This window comes from Caulobacter sp. GW821-FHT10E02 (assembly GCF_059415225.1).
In genome coordinates, this window is the sequence record NZ_JBWKMV010000003.1 from 12,689 (window position 1) to 31,985 (window position 19,297).

Genomic DNA, 19,297 nt, shown 5'->3' on the forward strand with positions numbered 1-19,297 from the left:
GTCAGCAAACGATCGAAGGTCCGTCCATGTCCAAAGCCGCTCTTCTCGCCCTGGCTTCGAGCCTGATCCTCGCCAGCGCCGCAGCCGCTCAGGACAGTGGGCCGATCGATCCGCAGCGGCTGTCGGAGATCACCAAGGAGCTGGCCTCCGATCGCTTCGCCGGCCGCGCGCCGGGCGGTGAGGGCGAGGCGCCGACGATCGAATATATCAGCGGCCAGTTCAAGGCGCTGGGCCTGGAGCCGGCCGGCGACAACGGTGGTTGGGTCCAGAAGGTGGCGCTGGTCCGTACACGCATCAATGGTCCGGCGACCCTGACGGTGGCCACCAAGACCGGTCCCGTAACCCTGGCCCAGGGCGAGCAGTCGCAGGTCATGACTCTGCGCCCCGTCGACAAGGTCAAGATCGACAAGGCCCCGCTGGTCTTCGTCGGCTACGGCGTCGCCGCGCCGGAGCGGAAGTGGGACGACTTCAAGGGCGTCGACCTGAAGGGCAAGATCGCCGTCTTCCTGATCGGCGACCCGGACCTGGAGGCCGCGCCCGGCGAGCCCGTGGCCGGCAAGTTCGGCGGCTCGGCCGCCACCTACTACGCCCGCTGGACCTACAAGTACGAGGAGGCCGTGCGGCGCGGGGCGATCGGCGCGCTGATCGTCCACGAGAGCCTGGGGGCCGGCTATGGCTGGACGACGGTGAAGGCCTCGAACGGCGAGGGCTACGACATCGTCCGGACCGATCCCGCGAAGGACAAGCTCTTGATGCAGGGCTGGATCCAGCGCGACGTGGCGGTCGATCTCTTCAAGCGTTCGGGCCTGGATTTCGAAGCCTTGAAACGTTCTGCCCGCACCGCCGCCTTCAAGCCGGTGGCCCTGGCGGGCGCCAACCTGTCGGCCGACTACGCCGTCAGCCACCAGGCGATGGACAGCGCCAACGTTCTGGCCCGCCTGCCGGGGGCCAAACATCCGGACGAGACCGTAGTCTATGCCGCCCACTGGGACGCCTACGGCGTCGGTGCGCCGGACGCTCAGGGCGCCACCATCCGTCGCGGCGCCGCCGACGACGCCATCGGCGTGGCCGCGGTGATCGAGGCCGCCCGCGCCTTCACCCAGGGCCCGCGCCCGGAGCGCTCGATCCTGTTCGCCGCCTGGACCGCCGAGGAGCGCGGCCTGCTGGGCTCGGAATACTACGCCAACCATCCCTCCGCCTCGCTGGGCAAGACGGTGGCCAACTACACCTTCGACGTGCTGCAGACCGTGGGGCCGGCGCGCGACGTGGTGCTGGTCGGGGCGGGCCAGAACGTGCTGGAGGACGGCCTGGCCGCTCAGGCCGCCAAGCAGGGCCGGACCATCACCCCGGACGCCAAGCCCGAGCGGGCGCTGTTCTACCGGGCCGACCACTTCTCGCTGGCCCGTCGCGGCGTGCCCGTGCTGCTGCTGATGGGCCTGGGCGGCGGGGCCGACCTGATCAAGGGCGGCCGCGCCGCCGGCGACGCCTGGGTCGCCGACTACACCAGCCGCTGCTACCACCAGCCCTGCGACGCCTGGAGCCCCGACTGGGACCTGCGCGGCGCCGCCCAGGACGTCGCCCTGACCTATGAGGCCGGCAAGGCCTTGGCCAATTCCCGCGACTGGCCGGACTGGAAGGCCGGCTCGGAGTTCAAGGCGATCCGCGCCGAGACGGCGGCGGAGCGGAAGTAGGGGCGTCGTTCACCGCTGGGAGACGGTGTTTCGCCGATAGCCCGTTGGCCGCCTCGTGGCGCGGCTCTAGGGGCTGAGGCGTTCATCGAGGATTTCATGCGTCCCATCATCGCCGCCGTCGCCCTTTCCTGCCTGCTTGTTAGCCCGCTCGCTCACGCCCAGTCCGCCCCCAGGCTCGACCTCGACGCGGCGCTGGCTTCGATCGATCCGAGCGGCGCGGGCTGTGTCGCGGGCGTGGCCCTGCCCGGCGCGGCGCCGGTGATCGTCGCGCGCGGTCAAGCCGATCTGGAGCATGCCGCGCCCCTGACGCCGGCGACGATCCTCGAGACCGGGTCCCTGGCCAAGCAGTTCACCGCCGCCGCCATCGTGCTGCTGGCCCAGGACGGCAAGCTGAGCCTCGACGACGACATCCGCCGCTTCCTGCCCGAGATGCCGGACTACGGCGCGCCGATCACGATCCGGCATCTGCTGAACCACACCAGCGGCCTGCGCGAGCAGTGGAGCCTGCTGGCCCTGACCGGCAACGGTCCCGGCGCCCAGGCCCACACCAACGCCATGATCCTGGACCTGGCCTCACGCCAGAAGGGCCTCAACTTCACGCCGGGCGCGGAGTTCCTCTACACCAACACCAACTACGCCCTGGCGGCGATGATCGTCGAACGGGCCAGCGGGACCAGCCTGGAGGCCTTCACCCACCAGCGCCTGTTCCAGCCGCTGGGCATGGGCCATACGCAGTGGCGCGAGGACTTCCGCACCGTGGTCCCCGGCCGGGCCAGCGCCTATTCGCCCACCGAGACGGGCTTTGTCGCCAACATGCCGTTCACCAGCGTCTACGGAAACGGCGGCCTGCTGACCACGGTCGGCGACCTGCTGCTGTGGAACGCCTTCCTGGACAGGCCCTCGGCCCTGGTCGCGGCCCTGCAGACGCCCGGGCGGCTGAACAACGGCGCGCTCCTGGACTATGGCCTGGGCCTGGAGATCACCCGCGACCACGGCCGCCGGCTGGTGTCGCACAGCGGCTCGACAGCCGGCTACAAGAGCTGGCTGGGACGCTATCCCGACGAGGGCGTGTCCATCGCCCTGATGTGCAACAACGGCGGCGTCGACCCCGTGGCGCTGGGCGAGCGGATCGCCGCCCAGGCCCTGCTGGCCGCCGGTCATGCCCCGGCCGCCGTCTCCGCGCCCAAGGCCGTCGCGGCGGTCCAGGCCCCGAAGGACCTCACGCCCTATCAGGGCCTCTTCCGCGATCCGGTAAGCGGCGACCTGGTCCGGCTGGCGGCGGTCGGCGGGCAGCTGACCCTGACGCGCGGCGCGTCTCAGGCCCTGAAGCCGCTGGGCGAGAACCGCTTCGGGACCGTCGACGGCGGCGTCATCGTTTTCACCGGCAACGGCTTCAGCCTGACAAGGGCTGGCGCTGCCCAGGCCTTCGCCGCCGTGCGTCCCGCCGCCACCGACGCGGCCGTCCTGGCCGACTATGTTGGGACCTATTACAGCCCCGAGCTCGACACCCGGATCATCGTGGAGCGGCAAGGCGACGCCCTGGTCATGCGCCAGCGGTTCGCGGTGGAGTGGCCTCTGACGCCCAGCTTCGCCGACGCCTTCACCACGCGCCTGCGGGGCGTCACGACCTTCGTGTTCGCGCGAGACGCGGAGGGGAAGGTGACGGGCTTCGGCGCCTGGGCTGGCGGGGCGCGGAACGTCGCCTTCGTCAGGCAGTGAGGCCTACAGGAAGTCCAGCATGCTCGGCGGTCCCGCCGTCGAGCCGTCGGCGTTGAACATCTGGGCCAGCTTGTCGCTGGCGGCCTGCAGTTCGACCATCTTGCTGTAGACGGCCGGGGTCCAGCCGGAGGCGTCGCGCTCTTCCGTGGTCATGCCGGCATAGCGGGTGATCATCGCCTTGCCGAAGCCGCCGTCCGCGTCCGAGGCCGACTGGTAGCTGGACTTGATGGCGTCGCTGTCGCGCTGGCGGATCTCGGCCTTGGCCTGGGCGACCTCGTGGCCTGAGAACTGCTCGTCCTTGTTCAGGGCCACGGCTGACAGCGAGCGGTCGTCGAAGCGGCGGAAGTCGATCGCGCCGCTGGTCCCATCCTTGGCGGCGTCGGGCGAGACGGCCAGTTCGTACTGCTTGTCCAGCGCGGTGCGGACGTCAGTAGCCACCTTGCCGAAGTCGCGGGTCTTGGCCCCGGCGACGATGCTGCCGGCCTCCTTCATATAGGCGGCGACGCTGTCGTTCTGGATGCCGGCGGGGGCCAGGCCCGGGCGGGCGATGGCCTGCTTGCGGCCCTCGACCAGGGCGGCGCGCTGGGTGGTCCAGGCGGTGGAGCCCTTCTCCTCGGGGCCGGCGGCGTCCATCTGGTCGAGGGCGGCCTGGTAGAGGCTGGCATAGTCGCCGGTCAGCCGGGCCTGGGCGGCGGGGCTGGCCAGGGCGGTGTCGTGCTGGTCCTTCAAGGCGAGGGCCGCGACGACCTGCTGGTCGATCGGGAACTGGCCGCCCTGGTTGCTGGCCACGGCGTAGAGCGTGCGGCGGTCCATGCTGGAGACGTCGATGGCGGGGTCGCCGTTGTCGAGCGCGTTCTTGGTCCCGGCCGCCTTCAGCAGCGTGGCGATCTGGCTGCGGGCGTCGGAGACCACCGCGTCGGTGGTCCGCGAGTCGGTCTGGGCCTTCAGCGCGGCCTGGGCGGCGGCTGACAGCGTGACGTTGACGGCCGGCGTGTTGATCGTCGGGCTCTGGTCGCGAGGCGTACCGTTACCGGTCGCCTGCTGGGCCCGCTGCGCGGCCGTCTGGCCGGCGGTGAGGCCAGGGGCGTAGTTCGACGAATACGGATTGATCGTCGTCATGGCGGCGGAACTCGAAGCGACTCAGTCACTTGCAGGATACCAGCCGGCCCTAGGGTGCGACCACCCTATGGTTAATAGGTCGCAACCTTTAGGCCTCCCTCGCCCTTGGGCGAGGGTTTCACTAAGCGAGCACGCCCGTCAGCAGCGGCTTGGCGAACAGGTCGGCCGCCTCTTCGCGCTCCAGCCCCGGCACCCAGGCGCCCAGGTTCGCCGCCGCGTTCAGCATCGAGTTGATCATGTGGGCGGCGATGGCGGGATCGATCGGGCGGATCGAGCCGTCGGCGATGCCGTCGGAGATGATCGAGGCGAAGCGCTGCCAGCCGCGCATGTAGCCGTCGGCCATGTCGTTGCGCAGGGTGTCGGGCAGGGCGCCCAGCGACGAGGCCCGCAGCAGCGGCCCGTGCTCGGACAGCTGGTAGCTGGTCAGGCCGGCGGCGGTCGAGACCAGTCGCGTCCAGTTGTCGGCGGGCAGGTCGCGGGCGTCCAGCTGCGAGCGGCGGGTGACGGTGAAGGTGCGCTCGAAGCACTCGGCGACCAGGGCGTCCTTGTCGTCGTGGTGGTGGTAGAACGAGCCCTTGGTCACGTTCAGCGCCGCCGAGATGTCCTCGACCGAGGCGCCGCGATAGCCGCGCTGGTTGATCAGGCGGGTGGCGGCCACGAGGAAGGTCTCGCGCCACTCCAGGCCTTCCGGCGACACGGGGGTCGGGTCGGGCAGGACCTGCGGGGCCCAGCTCTGACCGGCGGCGGGCAGGCCGTTCAGCAGGATGTCGCCCATCCGGTCGCGCACGCGGCCGTAGTCGTCGACGTCGTACCGGCGCAGCCAGCGGCCCGACCAGAACACCTGCTCCATGAGGAGGTGCGTGCGGGCGGTGCGCTGGCGCTTGTCCAGGTGCGCCAGGCTGGGATCGTCGAAGAAGCCGCGCACCCGGCGGAAGAGATCGTTGAAGGCGTTGACCACCGAGGCGCGCAGGGGCTCCTTCAGCGCCTTGATCTCGGCGAAGCTGGTAAGGGGCGTGGCCTCGCCCAGGCGCACCCGGCGGTTCAGGTCGAGATAGAGGTCGAGGAACTTCAGGATGCGGGCGGCGGGCGTGGCTTCGGCGGCGGCCTCGCCGACCATGGCCTCGAAGCGCTCCAGGCCGCGCATGAAGCAGGCGGCGGCCAGGTCGTCCTTCTTGCGGTAATAGTAGGTGACGCTGGTGGTGTTGAGGCCGACCTGGGCGGCGACGTCGGCCAGGGTCATGCCGCGCACGCCCTGGCGGTTCAGGATCGTCGTGGCCGCCGCCAGGATGGTCTCCTTCTTGCGGGCATAGCGTGCTGTCGCCGCCCCCGCGACCCGACCGTCGTCCATGGCAAAAACCCTCAAGTCCACTCGCCTCGGCGGCCGCGCCAGGAACTGGACTATCCAGTCCAATTTAGGCGCGCGGAGGGCCGGCTGAAAGGGCGCTCCGTCCGTCGAGGGACAATTGGCGCTCACGTAGCGTCAGGTTTTGTCAGGAATGTTTCAGGCCGGCGTCTTGTTGCGCTGTTCGCGAGCCATTTCCGCTTCGATCAGCTCAAGAAACCGGCGCCCGACCAGACCGCCGGTCTGGCTCTCGACCTGTTCCAGCACCACCACGTCCGAGGCGATCAGGTCGTTGCGCACGATTTCAGGCGTCGCGGTCAGGGGATAGGCGACGCCGTCGCGGTACTCGATCGGGGCCAGGGTGACGTAGCCGTAGTTGCGCGCCCGGCTGGCCAGGCGCGCCTGGGTGAGGAACAGGGCCAGCGGGTCGAAGAAGCTGTCATTGACGGCGGTGACCGTGAACGCGCCCGAGCCGGGCGGGCCGACCGGATGGGCGGTGACCGCCGGGGCCTTCCAGCCCTTGGGTGGGGTTTGCAGGTTCAGCAGGCTGGAGAGGTCGCGGTCGAGACCCGCCTCGTCCGGGGCTTGGGCGAGGTCCCAGTCCAGGGCGGGCGTTTCGAGCCCCTGACGGTTCAACTCGCCGACGAAGGCCTTGGCCGCCAGCGCGACGCCCAGCTGGTTCCAGTGGATGCCGTTGCGGGGAAACATCTCGTAGCCGAGCTTGCCGCGTTGGGCCTCCAGCGCCGCCCGGCCATCGACCCAGTGGACGCCGGCGGCGGTCAGGGCCTGCCTGGCGGCCGGATAGACGCTGTCGCGCTTGGCCGAGCATGGATAGCTGGCCGGGACCAGGTCCGGGAACCAGGTCGTCTTGATCGGGGCCAGGACGTAGACGAACTTCTGGCCGCGCGCCTCGAACCAGTCCTGGGCGCGGCGCAGGCGGCGGGCGTAGTCGGGCATGGCCGCGACATCGACCTTCAGCTTCAGCCCGCAATGGGCCTCGATATAGCTCTCCTCGAACAGCGCGCCCTTAGCTCCCCGGATGATCGTGCCCGAGGCCATGGACGAGGTCCCGAAGGCGTTCCACTGGGCTTGGTTGTAGGCGCGGACGATGGCCGGACGCTCTGGCAGGGACGCGGCGGCGCGGGCTTCGGCGGCCTTCTGATAGTCGCCCTGCCACAGGGCGGCGGGCGAGAGGGCGACCTTCTCCGGCGGGAGCTGCATGCCCAGCAGGGTGGTGTCGGCCGGACGCTCTTTCAGCGCCGAGGCGCCGATCGCGCCGAGGCCGGCCAGCACGGCCAGGGCCAGGATCCGGGGCGTCCAGGTGAGCAGAGCGCGCATGGCCTAGAACCGGAAATAGAGGAACGGGTTGAACGTCGTCGTCACGGCCTTGGCGATGGCCAGCAGGCCCAGCAGGACGATGAAGACCGACGCGGCGGCGCGGGCGGCGGGAATCGCGGCGGCGCGCTCGGTGAGCTTGCGCACCTGCGGCGTCGCGGCGACCAGGGCGCCCAGCAGGCCGATGGCCAGGGCCGTGGCCTCGTGGCTGCGCACCGCGATGAACTGGCCGTCGAGGCCCGGCTGCGCCATGGCGCCGAGCACGGCGCCCAACTGCGGCAAGCCGTGGCTGCGGAAGATCGCCCAGCCGATCATCACCAGCACCAGCGTGCCGGCGACCCGCATCGGCGGGGGCAGCTTCTCGGTCCATTTCCACCAGCTCTGGCGGTCCAGCACCATGAACGCCCCGTGCCAGGCGCCCCACAGCACGAAGGTCCAGGCCGCGCCGTGCCACAGGCCCGACAGCAGGAAGCAGAGCCACAGGTTCAGATAGGTCCGCGCCGCCCCGTGCCGGTTGCCGCCCAGCGGGATGTACAGATAGCTGCGGATCCAGGTGGTCAGCGAGATGTGCCAACGCTTCCAGAACTCGGTGAAGCTCACCGCGCCATAGGGGTGGGCGAAATTCTCGCGCAGGCGGAAGCCGAACATCCGCGCCAGGCCCAGCGCCATGTCGGAATAGCCGGCGAAGTCGAAATAGATCTGCACGGTGAAGGCCAGCACGCCGATCCAGGCGCCAGCGAAGCCGATGGGGCCGTTGGCCGGATCGAAGGCGCGGTCGGCGACCTGGCCGCAGACGTCGGCGATCAGCACCTTGCGGGCCAGGCCCCACAGGAAGCGCAGGAAGCCCCAGGTGCGATCGTCCCAGTCCGCGCGGCGGTCGCGCAGGGCGTCGTCGATCTCGTGATACTTGATGATCGGCCCGGCCAGGACCTTGGGGAAGAAGAACACGAACAGCAGGTAGTCGTGCAAGCTGCGCGCCCGCTGGCTCTCGCCCCGGCGCAGGTCGACCAGATAGGTGATCTTCTCGAAGACGATGAACGACACGCCCAGCGGCAGGGCCAGGTTCAGGTGTGGGATCGGCGGCAGGACCGGCTGCACCGTGTCGATCAGGAAGTCGGCGTACTTGTAGACGAACAGCAGCAGGATGTTGGCGCTGACGCCCAGGGCCAGCCAGCGGCCGCCCTCCGGTCCGGGCTTGGTGACCAGGTGGCCCAGGCCGTAATCCAGCAGCGCCGAGGCCAGCACCACCAGCACCGCGACCGGCTCGCCCCAGGCGTAGAACAGCACGCTGGCGGCCAGCAGGACGGCGTTCTTCAGGACCTTGGGCGCGATGAAATACAGCAGCAGCGCTGGCGGCAGCACGAAGAACAGGAACAGCGGCGACGAAAAGAGCATGGATCCCCAGGAGTCGCGCTTGCTCGACTTCCCGGCGAGGGTTAGCGGCGCGGCGATGCTTTGGCTAGCGCGGGCGAGCGCCCCCTCCATCTCGCTGCGTATTCGCAGCGATCCACCTCCCCGCTACGCAGGGGAGGAGAAGAGCTCCTCACCCGTGAAACGGGGGAGGTGGCGCGGCGCCGATAGGCGACGTGACGGAGGGGGCGCTCTCCCCGCGCCACACTGTCGAAAAACGGTGTTTCGACCTGGGCGCGAACCGTGCTGTAGATAGCCCATCGGGGCGGGCTCTTCTCAAACAGAGGGAGCGTTCGCGAAAATGTCGGTGATTGAGAACGGATCGGCTGGGACCGGTCTGGCAGCCTGCGTGAAGGGCATCCTGCTGACGCCCTCGGCGGAGTGGGAACGGATCGAGCGGGAGCCCGCCACGATCGGCGGCCTGTATACGGGCTATGTCTGCATCCTGGCGGCGATCCCGGCGGTGGCCGGGCTGATCGGCGGCCAGCTGTTCGGCGTCGGGGCCTTCGGGATCTCGTACAAGCCGCCCATCGTCTTCGGGATCACCACGGCGGTGATGGGCTATGTCGGCTCGCTGCTGGCGGTGTTCGTCCTGGGCTCGGTGATCGACGCCCTGGCCCCCAGCTTCGGAGCCGAGAAGAACCGCGTGCAGGCCTTCAAGGTCGCCGCCTATTCCTACACCGCCAGCTGGGTCGCGGGCATCCTGGGCCTGGTTCCGGCGCTTGGGATTCTGATGCTGCTGGCGGCGCTGTACGGCTGCTGGCTGGTTTATCTGGGCCTGCCGCGCGTGATGAAGGCTCCGGCCGACAAGGCGGCGGGCTACGCCATCGTGACGATCATCGTGGCGGTGGTGATCTCGATCATCATCGGCATGGCGATCGGGGCGGTCACCGCCATGGCCAATCTGGGTGGCGGCCTGGCCGGCATGGCGGCGACGAACAAGGCCGCCAGCAGCCTGGGCGGCACGGTCGAGATCAATGGCCACAAGGTCGACATGGGCCAGATGCAGGCGGCCGCCAACCGCGCCGAGCAGCTGTCCAAGCAGCCGCAGAAGCCCGTCGCCGTCGACGACCTCAAGGCTCTGATGCCCGGCGACACGGCCGGCTATGCGCGGACCAATCTGGAGACCAGCTCCAGCGGCACGGGCGAGGTCCAGATCGGCGTGGCCAAGGCCGACTACAAGAAGGGCGACGCCTCGTTCCAGCTGTCGGTCATGGACCTGGGGCCGATGGGCGCGATGGCGGCCCTGGCCTCGGGCATGGGCGCGCAACAGACCAAGGAGACGGCCGACAGCTACGAGAAGGTCGCCACCATCGACGGCCGTCTGGTCTCCGAGGAATGGAACCGCACCTCGAAGTTCGGCAAGTACTCGGTGGTCGTCGCCGACCGCTTCGCCGTCGCGGCCGAAGGCACGGCCGACAATGTCGACGACCTGAAGCGCGCGGTGCGGGCGGTCGATACCGGCCGGCTGGAAGCCCTGGCCCGCTAGGCCCTAATCGGCCGGGGTCAGCGAGATGTCGACCATGATCTCGGCCGAGATGTCCTCCAGCGCCGTCTTGACCGCCTCGGCCTGAAGGGGCGGCGGCAGGCGCAGGCGGGCGTCCAGGTGGAACAGCGGCGCGCCGGAGTGGGGCTCGACGCTGAGACGGGTGTCGAGGGCCTCGATATTGGCGCCCAGGCCGCTCAGCACGGCGGTGACCTGGTGGACGATGCCGGGCTGGTCCTGGCCGACCAGGCTGAAGGCGACGAGCTGGCCCTCGGGACCGGGCGTCTCGACGGCCGGCGCGATCCGCACCTCGAGCCCTTGGGCGTCCACCGCGCTGACGGCGGCGCGCAGGGCGTCGACGTCGCCAGCCTCGACCAGCACCGAGCCGACATAGAGGCCGCCCAGTTGGCTGAGATGGCTTTCCAGCCAGTTGCCGCCGGCCGACAGCACCGCGCTGGCGATGGCCTGGGTCAGGCCGGGCCGGTCGCTGCCGACAACACTCAGGATCAACAGGGCCATCGGGCGTCTCCGGAAAAGGTGGCCGCAACCAAGCGCATCACGCCTGCTACGGCAATCCCGATCAGGAGGCTTTCAGCGCGGCCGACGGCTCGGCCGTCAGGGCCCGGACGATGGCTTGGGTCAGGGCCAGCGGCGACAGCGGCTTGGCGATCGCCCCATCCATGCCGGCGGCCAGGTAGCTGGCCTGCTGGTGGGCCAGGGCGTTGGCGGTCATGGCCAGGATCGGCATGGCGCCGGCGGGGCCGGGCAGGGCGCGGATGCGTTGGGTGGCCTCGATCCCGTCCATGACCGGCATCTGGATGTCCATCAGGATCAGGTCGTAGCCCTCGCGGGCCGCCGCCACGCCCTGGACGCCGTCCTCGGCGGTGGTCACCCGCGCGCCCATGGCCTCCAGCATGCGGCTGGCGATCAGGCGATTGGTGGCGTTGTCCTCGACCAGCAGCACGCGCAGGCCTTCGAACAGCGGGGTGTCGGCTTCGTCGATATGGGCGGCGGGTGCGGCGCAGGCGTCGGCCTCGACCTCCAGCCAGAACGTCGAGCCCTGGCCCAGTTCGCTCTCGAAGCCGATCTCGCCGCCCATCAGCTCGGCCAGGCGGCGGCTGATCGACAGGCCCAGGCCCGAGCCGCCGAACCGGCGGGTGGTCGAGCCATCGCCCTGCCGGAAGCGCTCGAACAGGCTCTTGCCGGCTTCTTCGTCGATGCCGACGCCGGTGTCGGTGATCTCGAACCGCAGGCGCAGCTTGTCGTCTGTCCGCACGCCCGAGAGCCGCGCCACAACGCCGCCCTGCAGGGTGAACTTCACCGCGTTGCCCAGCAGGTTGAACAGGGCCTGGCGCAGGCGCAGCGGGTCGGTGGCCGCCCAGCCCAGGTCGCCCGGCGCCTCGACACGCAGATAGAGACCCTTGGCCTCCGCCTGCGGCCGCAGCATGTCGGCGACGCCGGCCAGTAGGTCGGCGGGATCGACGGGTTCGGCGGCCAGCTCCAGCTTGCCGGCCTCGATCTTCGAGAAGTCGATGATGTCGTTCAGCAGCTCCGACAGCATCTCGCCGCAGCCCAGGGCCTCGTTCAGCAGGCGGCGGCCGTCGTCGGTCAGCTTCTCGTTCTTCAGCAGGTGCAGCACGCCCAGCACGCCGTTCATCGGGGTGCGGATCTCGTGGCTCATATTGGCCAGGAACTGGCTCTTGGTTTCGGCGGCCGAGAGGGCCGCGTCGCGGGCCTCGACCAGCTCGGTGACGTTCTGGCTGATGCCGATCACGTCCCAGGCGTCGGGGCTGGAGCCGCGCACGCCGCGCCAGCCGCAGTGCATGTGGGCCCACTGGTTGCTGGCCGGATCCAGGTAGCGGTAGTCGATCACCCGATGCTCGCCGGTGCGCAGGGTGTGGGAGAACGCCTCCCAGACCCGCTCGCGATCCTCGGCGTGGATCGACATCGTCATCTCGCTGACCGTCATGATCCGCACCCCGCCCTGCGGCGAGCTGGGCGTGGGGATGTCCTGCTCGAAGACGTAGACGCCCTTGCGCGGGTTGAAGCGCCAGACATAGACGCCGGCCTCGGTGCGGATCAGCTCGTTGGAGCGCTCGGCCTGCTGGCGGGAAATCTCGCGAGCCCGGTCCTCGCTGTGGTCCTTGAAGACGATCAGCAGGCCATCGTCGCCCTCGGCCCCCGGCAGGGTCTTGGACTGCGACCGCACCCACAGCCAGCCGCCGCCCTTGCGGGCCAGGCGGTGCTCGGCGCGGGCATGGCCGACCGTGCGCAGGGACGCGGCGATGCCCTGGATGACCTCGGTGTCGTGCAGGTGGAAGAAGTCGCGGATCGGCCGGCCCAGGGTCTCTTCGGCCGTCCAGCCGGTCAGGTCGGTCCAGGCCGGATTGACGCGGACGATGGCGTCGTTCCGCAGGACGACGAACAGGTCGAGGCTGCTCTGGAAGAACCAGTCAGCGGCCGCGGCTTCGATTGTGGAGGCTGCCTCGCTGTCCAAGGTCTTGCCCATCCCCATTTCCTCGTCTTCAATCGATACTCGCAGGATCGGGTAAAGTTTACGTTGCGGCAAAATGGCCGGCTTCCGAATTCGATCCAACGGTACGCAAGCACGACCGCAAAAGGTCGGAAGGGGAGGCCAGGATTTTGAGTACGCCAGAAGCCGTGGGACTGTCGAGTGATCGACTGAAGCGCATCGATAGCTTCATCCAGTCCAAGTATATCGACACCGGAAAACTGCCCTGCGCCCTGACTCAAGTCTGGCGGCGGGGGCAGCTGGCCTATAGCTCGGTGCTGGGGAGCGCCGATGTCGAGCGGGCAAAACCGCTGCAGGCCGACAGCCTGTTCCGAATCTACTCGATGACCAAGCCGGTCACGAGCGTGGCCTTCATGATGCTGGTCGAGGACGGGCTGGTGTCGCTGGACGATCCGGTGCACCGCTTCATCCCGGCCTGGCGCGATCTGGGCGTGTTCGCCGCCGGGGTCGAGGGCGCGTTCCAGTCCTCGCGCACGGCCGAGCCGATGCGGACGATCGACCTGTTGCGGCACACGTCGGGCCTGACCTACGGCTTCCAGCAGCGGACCAATGTCGATGCGGCCTATCGCAAGCTGAAGCTGGACGGCGTCGACAGCGAGGGCGGCCTGCAGGCCTTCGTCGACACCCTGGGGGCCGTGCCGCTGGAGTTCTCGCCGGGCACGGCCTGGAACTATTCGGTCTCGACCGACGTGCTGGGCTATCTGGTCGAGAAGATCTCGGGGATGCCGTTCGACGTCTTCCTGAAGACCCGCATCTTCGATCCGCTGAAGATGATCGACACCGGCTTCTTCGTCCCGGAAGGCCAGCGCGACCGCTTCACCGCCTGCTACGCCCTGACGCCGTCGGGCCGGATCGTGCTGCAGGACGATCCGGAGAAGAGCAGGTTCCTCAAGGACCCGTCGGTGAAGTCCGGCGGCGGCGGTCTGGTCTCGACCGCCGACGACTACATGCGCTTCTGCCGCATGCTGCTGAACGGCGGCGAGCTGGACGGCGCGCGGCTGCTCAGCCCCAAGACCATCAAGCTGATGACCATGAACCACCTGCCGGGCGGCCAGGAGCTGGTGCAGGCGTCGAAGTCGCTGTTCAGCGAGGCGGTGTTCGAGGGGCTGGGCTTCGGCCTCGGCTTCGCCATGACCGTCGACCAGGCCCGGACCAAGAACCTGGGCTCGCACGGCGAATACTTCTGGGGCGGCATGGCCTCGACGGCGTTCTGGATCGACCCGGTCGAGGACCTGGCGGTGGTGTTCATGACCCAGCTGATGCCGTCTACGTCGTATCCGATCCGGCGGGAACTGCGGACGCTGGTGTATTCCAGCTTCACGGACGCGGCGGGCTAAGACGCAAGAAAACGGCGCGGGAGGCGGCTCCCGCGCCGAGTTGCGCTTTACCAAAGTCCGACGCATTGCGAGCAATACGTCACGCTCGCGGATTTCACCGACTTCGAAACGTCAGGACGCGTGCAAGGCGCGTCCAAAGCCCATGACTTCTCGCGAACGCCCTCCCCAGCGCGGATCATTCTCTCTGGAATTGTAGGTAAATGCGGCGTCGAGCAGCCCCTCGACACCGCATCCACCCCCACGGATGATCTCGGCTGAAACCGTGATTTCGAATTTGTAGTATGCAGCGAAATCCGTCAACGGGCCGTGCTCGATCCGCAGGCGCCGTCACGGAGGTCTGGACATCTTGGCCTGGGCGCAGCAGGCTGCTTCAAACAACCGTTCAAACTACAAAAACAGGGGTGGAAGCCGCATGGCCGCGATCAACGCCGTCACCGATCTTACCGTCGAAGGCGACATCGGCGTCGTCACGCTGAACTCGCCTCCCGTCAACGCGCTGTCGGCCGCCGTCCGCGAGGGCCTGAAGGGCGCGTTCGACGCGGCCATCGCCGATCCGGCCGTGCAGGCGATCGTGCTGATCTGCGAGGGCAAGACCTTCATCGCCGGCGCCGACATCACCGAGTTCGGCAAGGCCATGACCGGCCCCAGCCTGCAGGACGTCCAGAACGTCATCGAGAATTCGCCGAAACCCGTGGTCGCCGCGATCCATGGCACGGTGCTGGGCGGTGGCTTGGAAGTGGCGTTGGTCGCCCACTACCGCGTCGCCGTGCCGTCCGCGAAAGCCGGATTGCCCGAAGTGAACATCGGCCTGCTGCCGGGCGCCGGCGGCACTCAGCGCCTGCCGCGCATCGTCGGTGTCGAGAAAGCGCTGGAGATGGTGACCAGCGGCCAGCACGTGCCGGCCAAGGCGGCGCTGGCCATGGGCCTGTTCGACTCGCTGGTCGAGGAAGGCGCGCTGCGCGACGGGGCCATCGCCTTCGCCCGCGTGGTGCTGGCCGAGGACCGCCCGCTGAACAAGGTCCGCGAGCTGAACGACAAGGTCGAGGCCGCGCGCGGCAAGCCCGAGATCTTCGCCGACTTCCGCAAGGCCAACGCCAAGAAGTTCCGCGGCTTCATGGCCCCGGAGAACAACATCAAGTGCATCGAGGCGGCGGTGAACCTGCCCTTCGAGGAAGGCCTCAAGGAAGAGCGGCGCCTGTTCATGGAGCTGATGACCGGCACGCAGTCGGCCGCCCAGCGCTACGTGTTCTTCGCCGAGCGCCAGGCCGCCAAGATCCCCGACGTGCCGGATGACACCGCCATCATCCCCGTCAAGAAGGTCGGCGTCATCGGCGCCGGCACCATGGGCGGCGGCATCTCGATGAACTTCCTCAACGCCGGCATCCCGGTGACGATCATCGAGGCCAAACAGGAGAACCTGGAGCGCGGCGTCGGGATCATCCGCAAGAACTACGAGAACACCGCCAAGAAGGGCCGCCTGACCCAGGACGACGTCGAAAAGCGCATGGGCCTGCTGACGCCGTCGATGAACCTGGAGGACCTGGCCGACTGCGACCTGATCATCGAGGCCGTGTTCGAGCTGATGGAGATCAAGAAGGAAGTCTTCGGCAAGCTGGACAAGATCGCCAAGCCGGGCGCGATCCTGGCCTCGAACACCTCGTATCTCGACATCGACGTGATCGCCGCCTCGACCTCGCGGCCGGAGAGCGTGATCGGCCTGCACTTCTTCTCGCCGGCCAATGTCATGCGCCTGCTGGAGATCGTCCGGGGCGCCAAGACCGACAAGTCGGTGATCGCCACCTCGATGCAAATCGGCAAGAAGATCGGCAAGGTCGCGGTGCTGGTCGGCAACTGCCACGGCTTCGTCGGCAACCGCATGCTGGCCCAGCGCCAGCGCGAGGCCCAGAAGCTGATCCTGGAAGGCGCCATGCCCTGGGACGTCGACCGCGTGCTGTACGACTTCGGCCTGCCGATGGGCCCGTTCGCGATGAGCGACCTGGCCGGCCTCGACATCGGTTGGGACCCGGCCAAGACCTCGTCCTCGACCGTCCGTGAGGTGCTGTGCGAGATGGACCGTCGCGGCCAGAAGAACGGCAAGGGCTTCTACGACTACGACGAGAACCGCAACGCCAAGCCCAGCGCCGAAGTCGAGCAGGTGATCCGCGACTTCGCCGAGAAGCGCCAGATCCAGCGCCGCGAGATCAGCGACCAGGAGATCCTGGAGCGCTGCCTGTATCCGATGGTCAACGAAGGCGCGAAGATCCTGGAAGAGGGCAAGGCCATCCGGGCGTCCGACATCGATATCGTCTGGATCAACGGCTACGGCTGGCCGGTCTATCGCGGCGGCCCGATGTTCTGGGGCGAACTGGTCGGCCTGGATAAGGTGCTGGCGGGGATGAAGGCGTTCCAGGAGAAGCACGGCGACGACTTCAAGCCGTCGGCGCTGCTGGAGCGGCTGGTGGCCGAGGGCAAGGGGTTCAAGGACGCTTAGCGTCGCCGTTTGATCTCAAAATAGCTTGTCATCCCGGCCGCAGCGAAGCGGAGAGCCGGGACCCAGGGGCCGCCGCACTGGGCTTGGCCCCTGGGTCCCGGACAGCCTCTGCGAGGCTTCCGGGATGACAAGCGTTGTTGCGTTTGAGGAAGTAGACATGACCACCATCGCCGCCATGATCTCCGCCGACTACGGCGTGATGGGCGACATCCTCCGCGCTCGCGCGGAAGAAGCCCCCGACCATCCGGCCGTGATCATGGAGACCGGCGAGGCGGTGACCTACGCCCAGCTCGACGCCCTGACCGATCGCGTCGCCGCCGCCCTCCAGCGTGACGGCGTCAACCCCGGTGAAGCGGTCGCCGTCTGCGCCCTGTCGTCGATCCCCTACGCGGCGCTGTTCCTCGGCGGCCTCCGCGCCGGCGTCGCCGTCGCCCCGATCGCCCCGTCCTCGACGCCCGACGCCATCGCCGGCATGGTCGCCGACTGTGGGGCCAAGCTGTTCTTCCTCGACGCCGGCGTCGAAGAGGCCCAGAAGCCCGCGCCGATCCCGGTCCGCCACATCCGCTTCGACACCGACGCCTTCGACGCCTGGCTGGCCCCCGAGGGCGCCAAGCCCGCGCCCGTCGCCATCGGTCCTGAGCACCCGTTCAACATCATCTATTCCAGCGGCACGACCGGCACACCCAAGGGCATCGTCCAGTCGCACGGCATGCGCTGGAAGCACGTCTTCCGCGGCGACGCGGTCGGCTACGGCCAGACGGCGGTGTCCGTCCTGTCGACCCCGCTCTATTCCAACACCACCCTGGTCTGCTTCTTCCCCACGCTCGCGGGCGGCGGCACGGTCGTGCTGATGAAGAAGTTCGACGCCGGCAAATATCTGGAGCTGGCCCAGAAACACCGCATGACCCACACCATGCTGGTGCCGGTGCAGTACCGCCGCCTGATGGAGCGGCCGGACTTCGACAGCTACGACCTGTCGTCCACGCACCTGAAGTTCTGCACCAGCGCCCCGTTCTCGGCCGAGCTGAAGGCCCAGGTGCTGCAGCGCTGGCCCGGCGGCCTGGTCGAGTATTTCGGCATGACCGAAGGCGGCGGCACCTGCATCCTCATCGCCCACGAGCATCCGGACAAGCTGCACACGGTCGGCCAGCCCGCGCCGGGCCACGACATCCGCCTGATCGACGAGGACGGCGTCCAGGTCGGCCCCGGCGTGGTCGGCGAGATCGTCGGCCGCTCGGCCGGCATGATGAACGGCTATCACGGCCGCCCGGACAAGACCGCCGAGGCCACTTGGACCTCGCCCGAGGGCTGGAGCTTCATCCGCACGGGCGATGTCGGCCGCTTCGACGAAGAGGGGTTCCTGACCCTGATGGATCGCAAGAAGGACATGATCATCAGCGGCGGCTTCAACATCTATCCGTCCGACCTCGAAGCGGTGCTGGTCCAGCATCCGGCCGTGGTTGAGGCGGCGGTGGTCGGGGTGCCGTCGGACGCCTGGGGCGAGACCCCGGTGGCCTTCGTGGCCGTGAAGGGCGGCGCCGACGCCGAGGCGATCAAGACCTTCGTCAACGGCCAGGTCGGCAAGACCCAAAGACTGGCCGATGTGCGGATCGTCGAGAGCCTGCCGCGCAGCCACATCGGCAAGGTCCTGAAGCGCGAACTGCGGGATCAGTGGCAAAAAGAGCCTACCGCCTAGACTTTTTTGCCGCGACGGCGCGCCACATTAGGCCAAGTGGAATCGATGAATACGGTTGCTTAACCATATGGTGCGGCCATGGAGGTCGCCCGGTTCGTCGTGGAATGCGTCCGAAATGCTCCCGAAGCCCGCCGCTGCTCCGATCATCGCTTCCCAGGGGAAGACGTTCGTCCGCGCCTCCGGTGCGCCGATCGACTTCGACGCCGTGGCTGCCGCCCTGGGCGTCGCTGGCCATAGCGCGGACCTCGACCAGCGTCTTGCCGCCCGCTTCGCCCGCCCTGTCGCCATTCGTAGTTTCGCGGACCGTGTCGAGGCCACCGCCGCCGCGCTGAAGGCGCTGGGCGTCCGCGAAGGCGGCGTCTGCGTCGTCTCCGCCCTGGCCGATCCCGAGACCCTGGCCGGCGTCGCCGCGGCCGGCCTCAAGGCCTGGCTGGTCGATGTCGACCCGTTCAGCGCCATGTTCGACACCGGCCACCTGCGCGCCCGCCTGCCCGAGGCGCCCGGTCCGCTGGAAGCCATCGTCCCCGCCGCCGCCCACGGCCGCGCCCCCGACATGAGGGCCTGGGCCGCCTTCCGCGCCGAGACCGGCCTGCCGATCCTGGTCGACGCCGCCAGCGCCTTTGACGTGGTCATGGAGGCTCCAGTTCCGGTCCTGGTCGGCCTGCCGAGCGGGCAGGGCGTGTTCGTCGCCTGCGAGGACGCCACCGCCATCAACGCCATCGAAGCCGCGCCCTTCGCCGGTGAAGACGGCCTGGCCGCCTGGCCGGGCCTGCGCCAGCGCCTGTGCGGCACCGCCCAGCAACTGCGCGTCCTGCTGCTGGACAGCGGCGTCGGCTTCCAGCCGGGCTGGGGCATGAGCTGGATCTCGCAGACCTGCGCCCTGTCCCTGCCGACCGACGACGCCGGCGCCGTGGCTTGGAAGCTCCAGGCGGCGGGCGTGCCCGCCAGCTGCTCGGTGCGCGATCGCTCGCTGGTCGCCGACGACACCCCGACCGCCGACCACCTGGCGGCCTCGACCGTGGTCATCACCCTCGATCCCAACCTCGACATCGAGAGCCTGGATCGCCTGTGCGACGCCCTGCGCGACGCGGTGGCCTAAGGCCACGCAATCGCCTAGTCATTCGGCGCTGATCCTCAC

General features: G+C 68.9%; 13 protein-coding genes. 7 read left to right on the forward strand and 6 right to left on the reverse strand.

Annotation, left to right across the window (positions count from 1 at the left end; all coding sequences use genetic code 11):
• Positions 1-26: 26 nt before the first annotated feature.
• Both AC07NI_RS15260 and AC07NI_RS15265 read left to right on the forward strand, forming a co-directional pair.
• A complete protein-coding gene (locus AC07NI_RS15260) occupies positions 27-1,691 on the forward strand; it encodes a M20/M25/M40 family metallo-hydrolase (protein WP_494620588.1) in 1,665 nt (554 codons plus the stop codon).
• Between the two features lie 96 nt (positions 1,692-1,787).
• Positions 1,788-3,410: a serine hydrolase gene (locus AC07NI_RS15265; protein WP_494620590.1), complete on the forward strand. Its 1,623-nt coding sequence runs from the start codon at positions 1,788-1,790 to the stop codon at positions 3,408-3,410.
• 3 nt (positions 3,411-3,413) lie between these two features.
• Here AC07NI_RS15265 and AC07NI_RS15270 read toward each other — a convergent pair whose 3' ends face one another.
• The 4 genes from AC07NI_RS15270 to AC07NI_RS15285 form a co-directional block, all read right to left on the reverse strand.
• Positions 3,414-4,529 (reverse strand): hypothetical protein, encoded by a 1,116-nt coding sequence (locus AC07NI_RS15270; RefSeq protein WP_494620592.1) that lies wholly within the window; start codon positions 4,527-4,529, stop codon positions 3,414-3,416.
• 121 nt (positions 4,530-4,650) lie between these two features.
• Complete coding sequence (locus AC07NI_RS15275) at positions 4,651-5,877, reverse strand: TetR/AcrR family transcriptional regulator (RefSeq protein WP_494620594.1); 1,227 nt, start codon at positions 5,875-5,877, stop codon at positions 4,651-4,653.
• Positions 5,878-6,030: 153 nt separating this feature from the next.
• A complete protein-coding gene (locus tag AC07NI_RS15280; protein WP_494620596.1) occupies positions 6,031-7,209 on the reverse strand; it encodes an alginate O-acetyltransferase AlgX-related protein in 1,179 nt (392 codons plus the stop codon).
• 3 nt (positions 7,210-7,212) lie between these two features.
• On the reverse strand, positions 7,213-8,601 hold the full coding sequence (locus AC07NI_RS15285; RefSeq protein WP_494620598.1) for an MBOAT family O-acyltransferase: 1,389 nt from the start codon (positions 8,599-8,601) through the stop codon (positions 7,213-7,215).
• A gap of 316 nt (positions 8,602-8,917) precedes the next feature.
• Between AC07NI_RS15285 and AC07NI_RS15290 the strand changes: the two genes are divergently transcribed.
• The gene (locus AC07NI_RS15290) at positions 8,918-10,105 is read left to right on the forward strand and encodes a Yip1 family protein (protein WP_494620603.1); all 1,188 of its coding nucleotides are present in this window, start codon (positions 8,918-8,920) and stop codon (positions 10,103-10,105) included.
• 3 nt (positions 10,106-10,108) lie between these two features.
• On the opposite strand, the gene AC07NI_RS15295 is transcribed toward AC07NI_RS15290, so the two are convergent.
• Together AC07NI_RS15295 and AC07NI_RS15300 are read right to left on the reverse strand one after the other, a co-directional pair.
• On the reverse strand, positions 10,109-10,621 hold the full coding sequence (locus AC07NI_RS15295) for a glycine cleavage system transcriptional repressor (RefSeq protein WP_494620606.1): 513 nt from the start codon (positions 10,619-10,621) through the stop codon (positions 10,109-10,111).
• Between the two features lie 61 nt (positions 10,622-10,682).
• Positions 10,683-12,611 carry an ATP-binding protein gene (locus AC07NI_RS15300; RefSeq protein WP_494620609.1) on the reverse strand — a complete coding sequence of 643 codons (1,929 nt, stop codon included), beginning with the start codon at positions 12,609-12,611 and terminating at the stop codon, positions 10,683-10,685.
• 134 nt (positions 12,612-12,745) lie between these two features.
• Here AC07NI_RS15300 and AC07NI_RS15305 point away from each other — a divergent pair, with 134 nt between their 5' ends.
• The 4 genes from AC07NI_RS15305 (at position 12,746) to AC07NI_RS15320 (ending at position 19,258) form a co-directional block, all read left to right on the forward strand.
• Positions 12,746-13,972: a serine hydrolase domain-containing protein gene (locus tag AC07NI_RS15305; RefSeq protein ID WP_494620611.1), complete on the forward strand. Its 1,227-nt coding sequence runs from the start codon at positions 12,746-12,748 to the stop codon at positions 13,970-13,972.
• Positions 13,973-14,384: 412 nt separating this feature from the next.
• On the forward strand, positions 14,385-16,463 hold the full coding sequence (locus AC07NI_RS15310; protein ID WP_494620613.1) for a 3-hydroxyacyl-CoA dehydrogenase NAD-binding domain-containing protein: 2,079 nt from the start codon (positions 14,385-14,387) through the stop codon (positions 16,461-16,463).
• A gap of 157 nt (positions 16,464-16,620) precedes the next feature.
• On the forward strand, positions 16,621-18,159 hold the full coding sequence (locus tag AC07NI_RS15315; protein ID WP_494620615.1) for a class I adenylate-forming enzyme family protein: 1,539 nt from the start codon (positions 16,621-16,623) through the stop codon (positions 18,157-18,159).
• 115 nt (positions 18,160-18,274) lie between these two features.
• Positions 18,275-19,258 (forward strand): DegT/DnrJ/EryC1/StrS family aminotransferase, encoded by a 984-nt coding sequence (locus AC07NI_RS15320; protein ID WP_494620617.1) that lies wholly within the window; start codon positions 18,275-18,277, stop codon positions 19,256-19,258.
• The last annotated feature ends 39 nt before the right edge of the window (positions 19,259-19,297 follow it).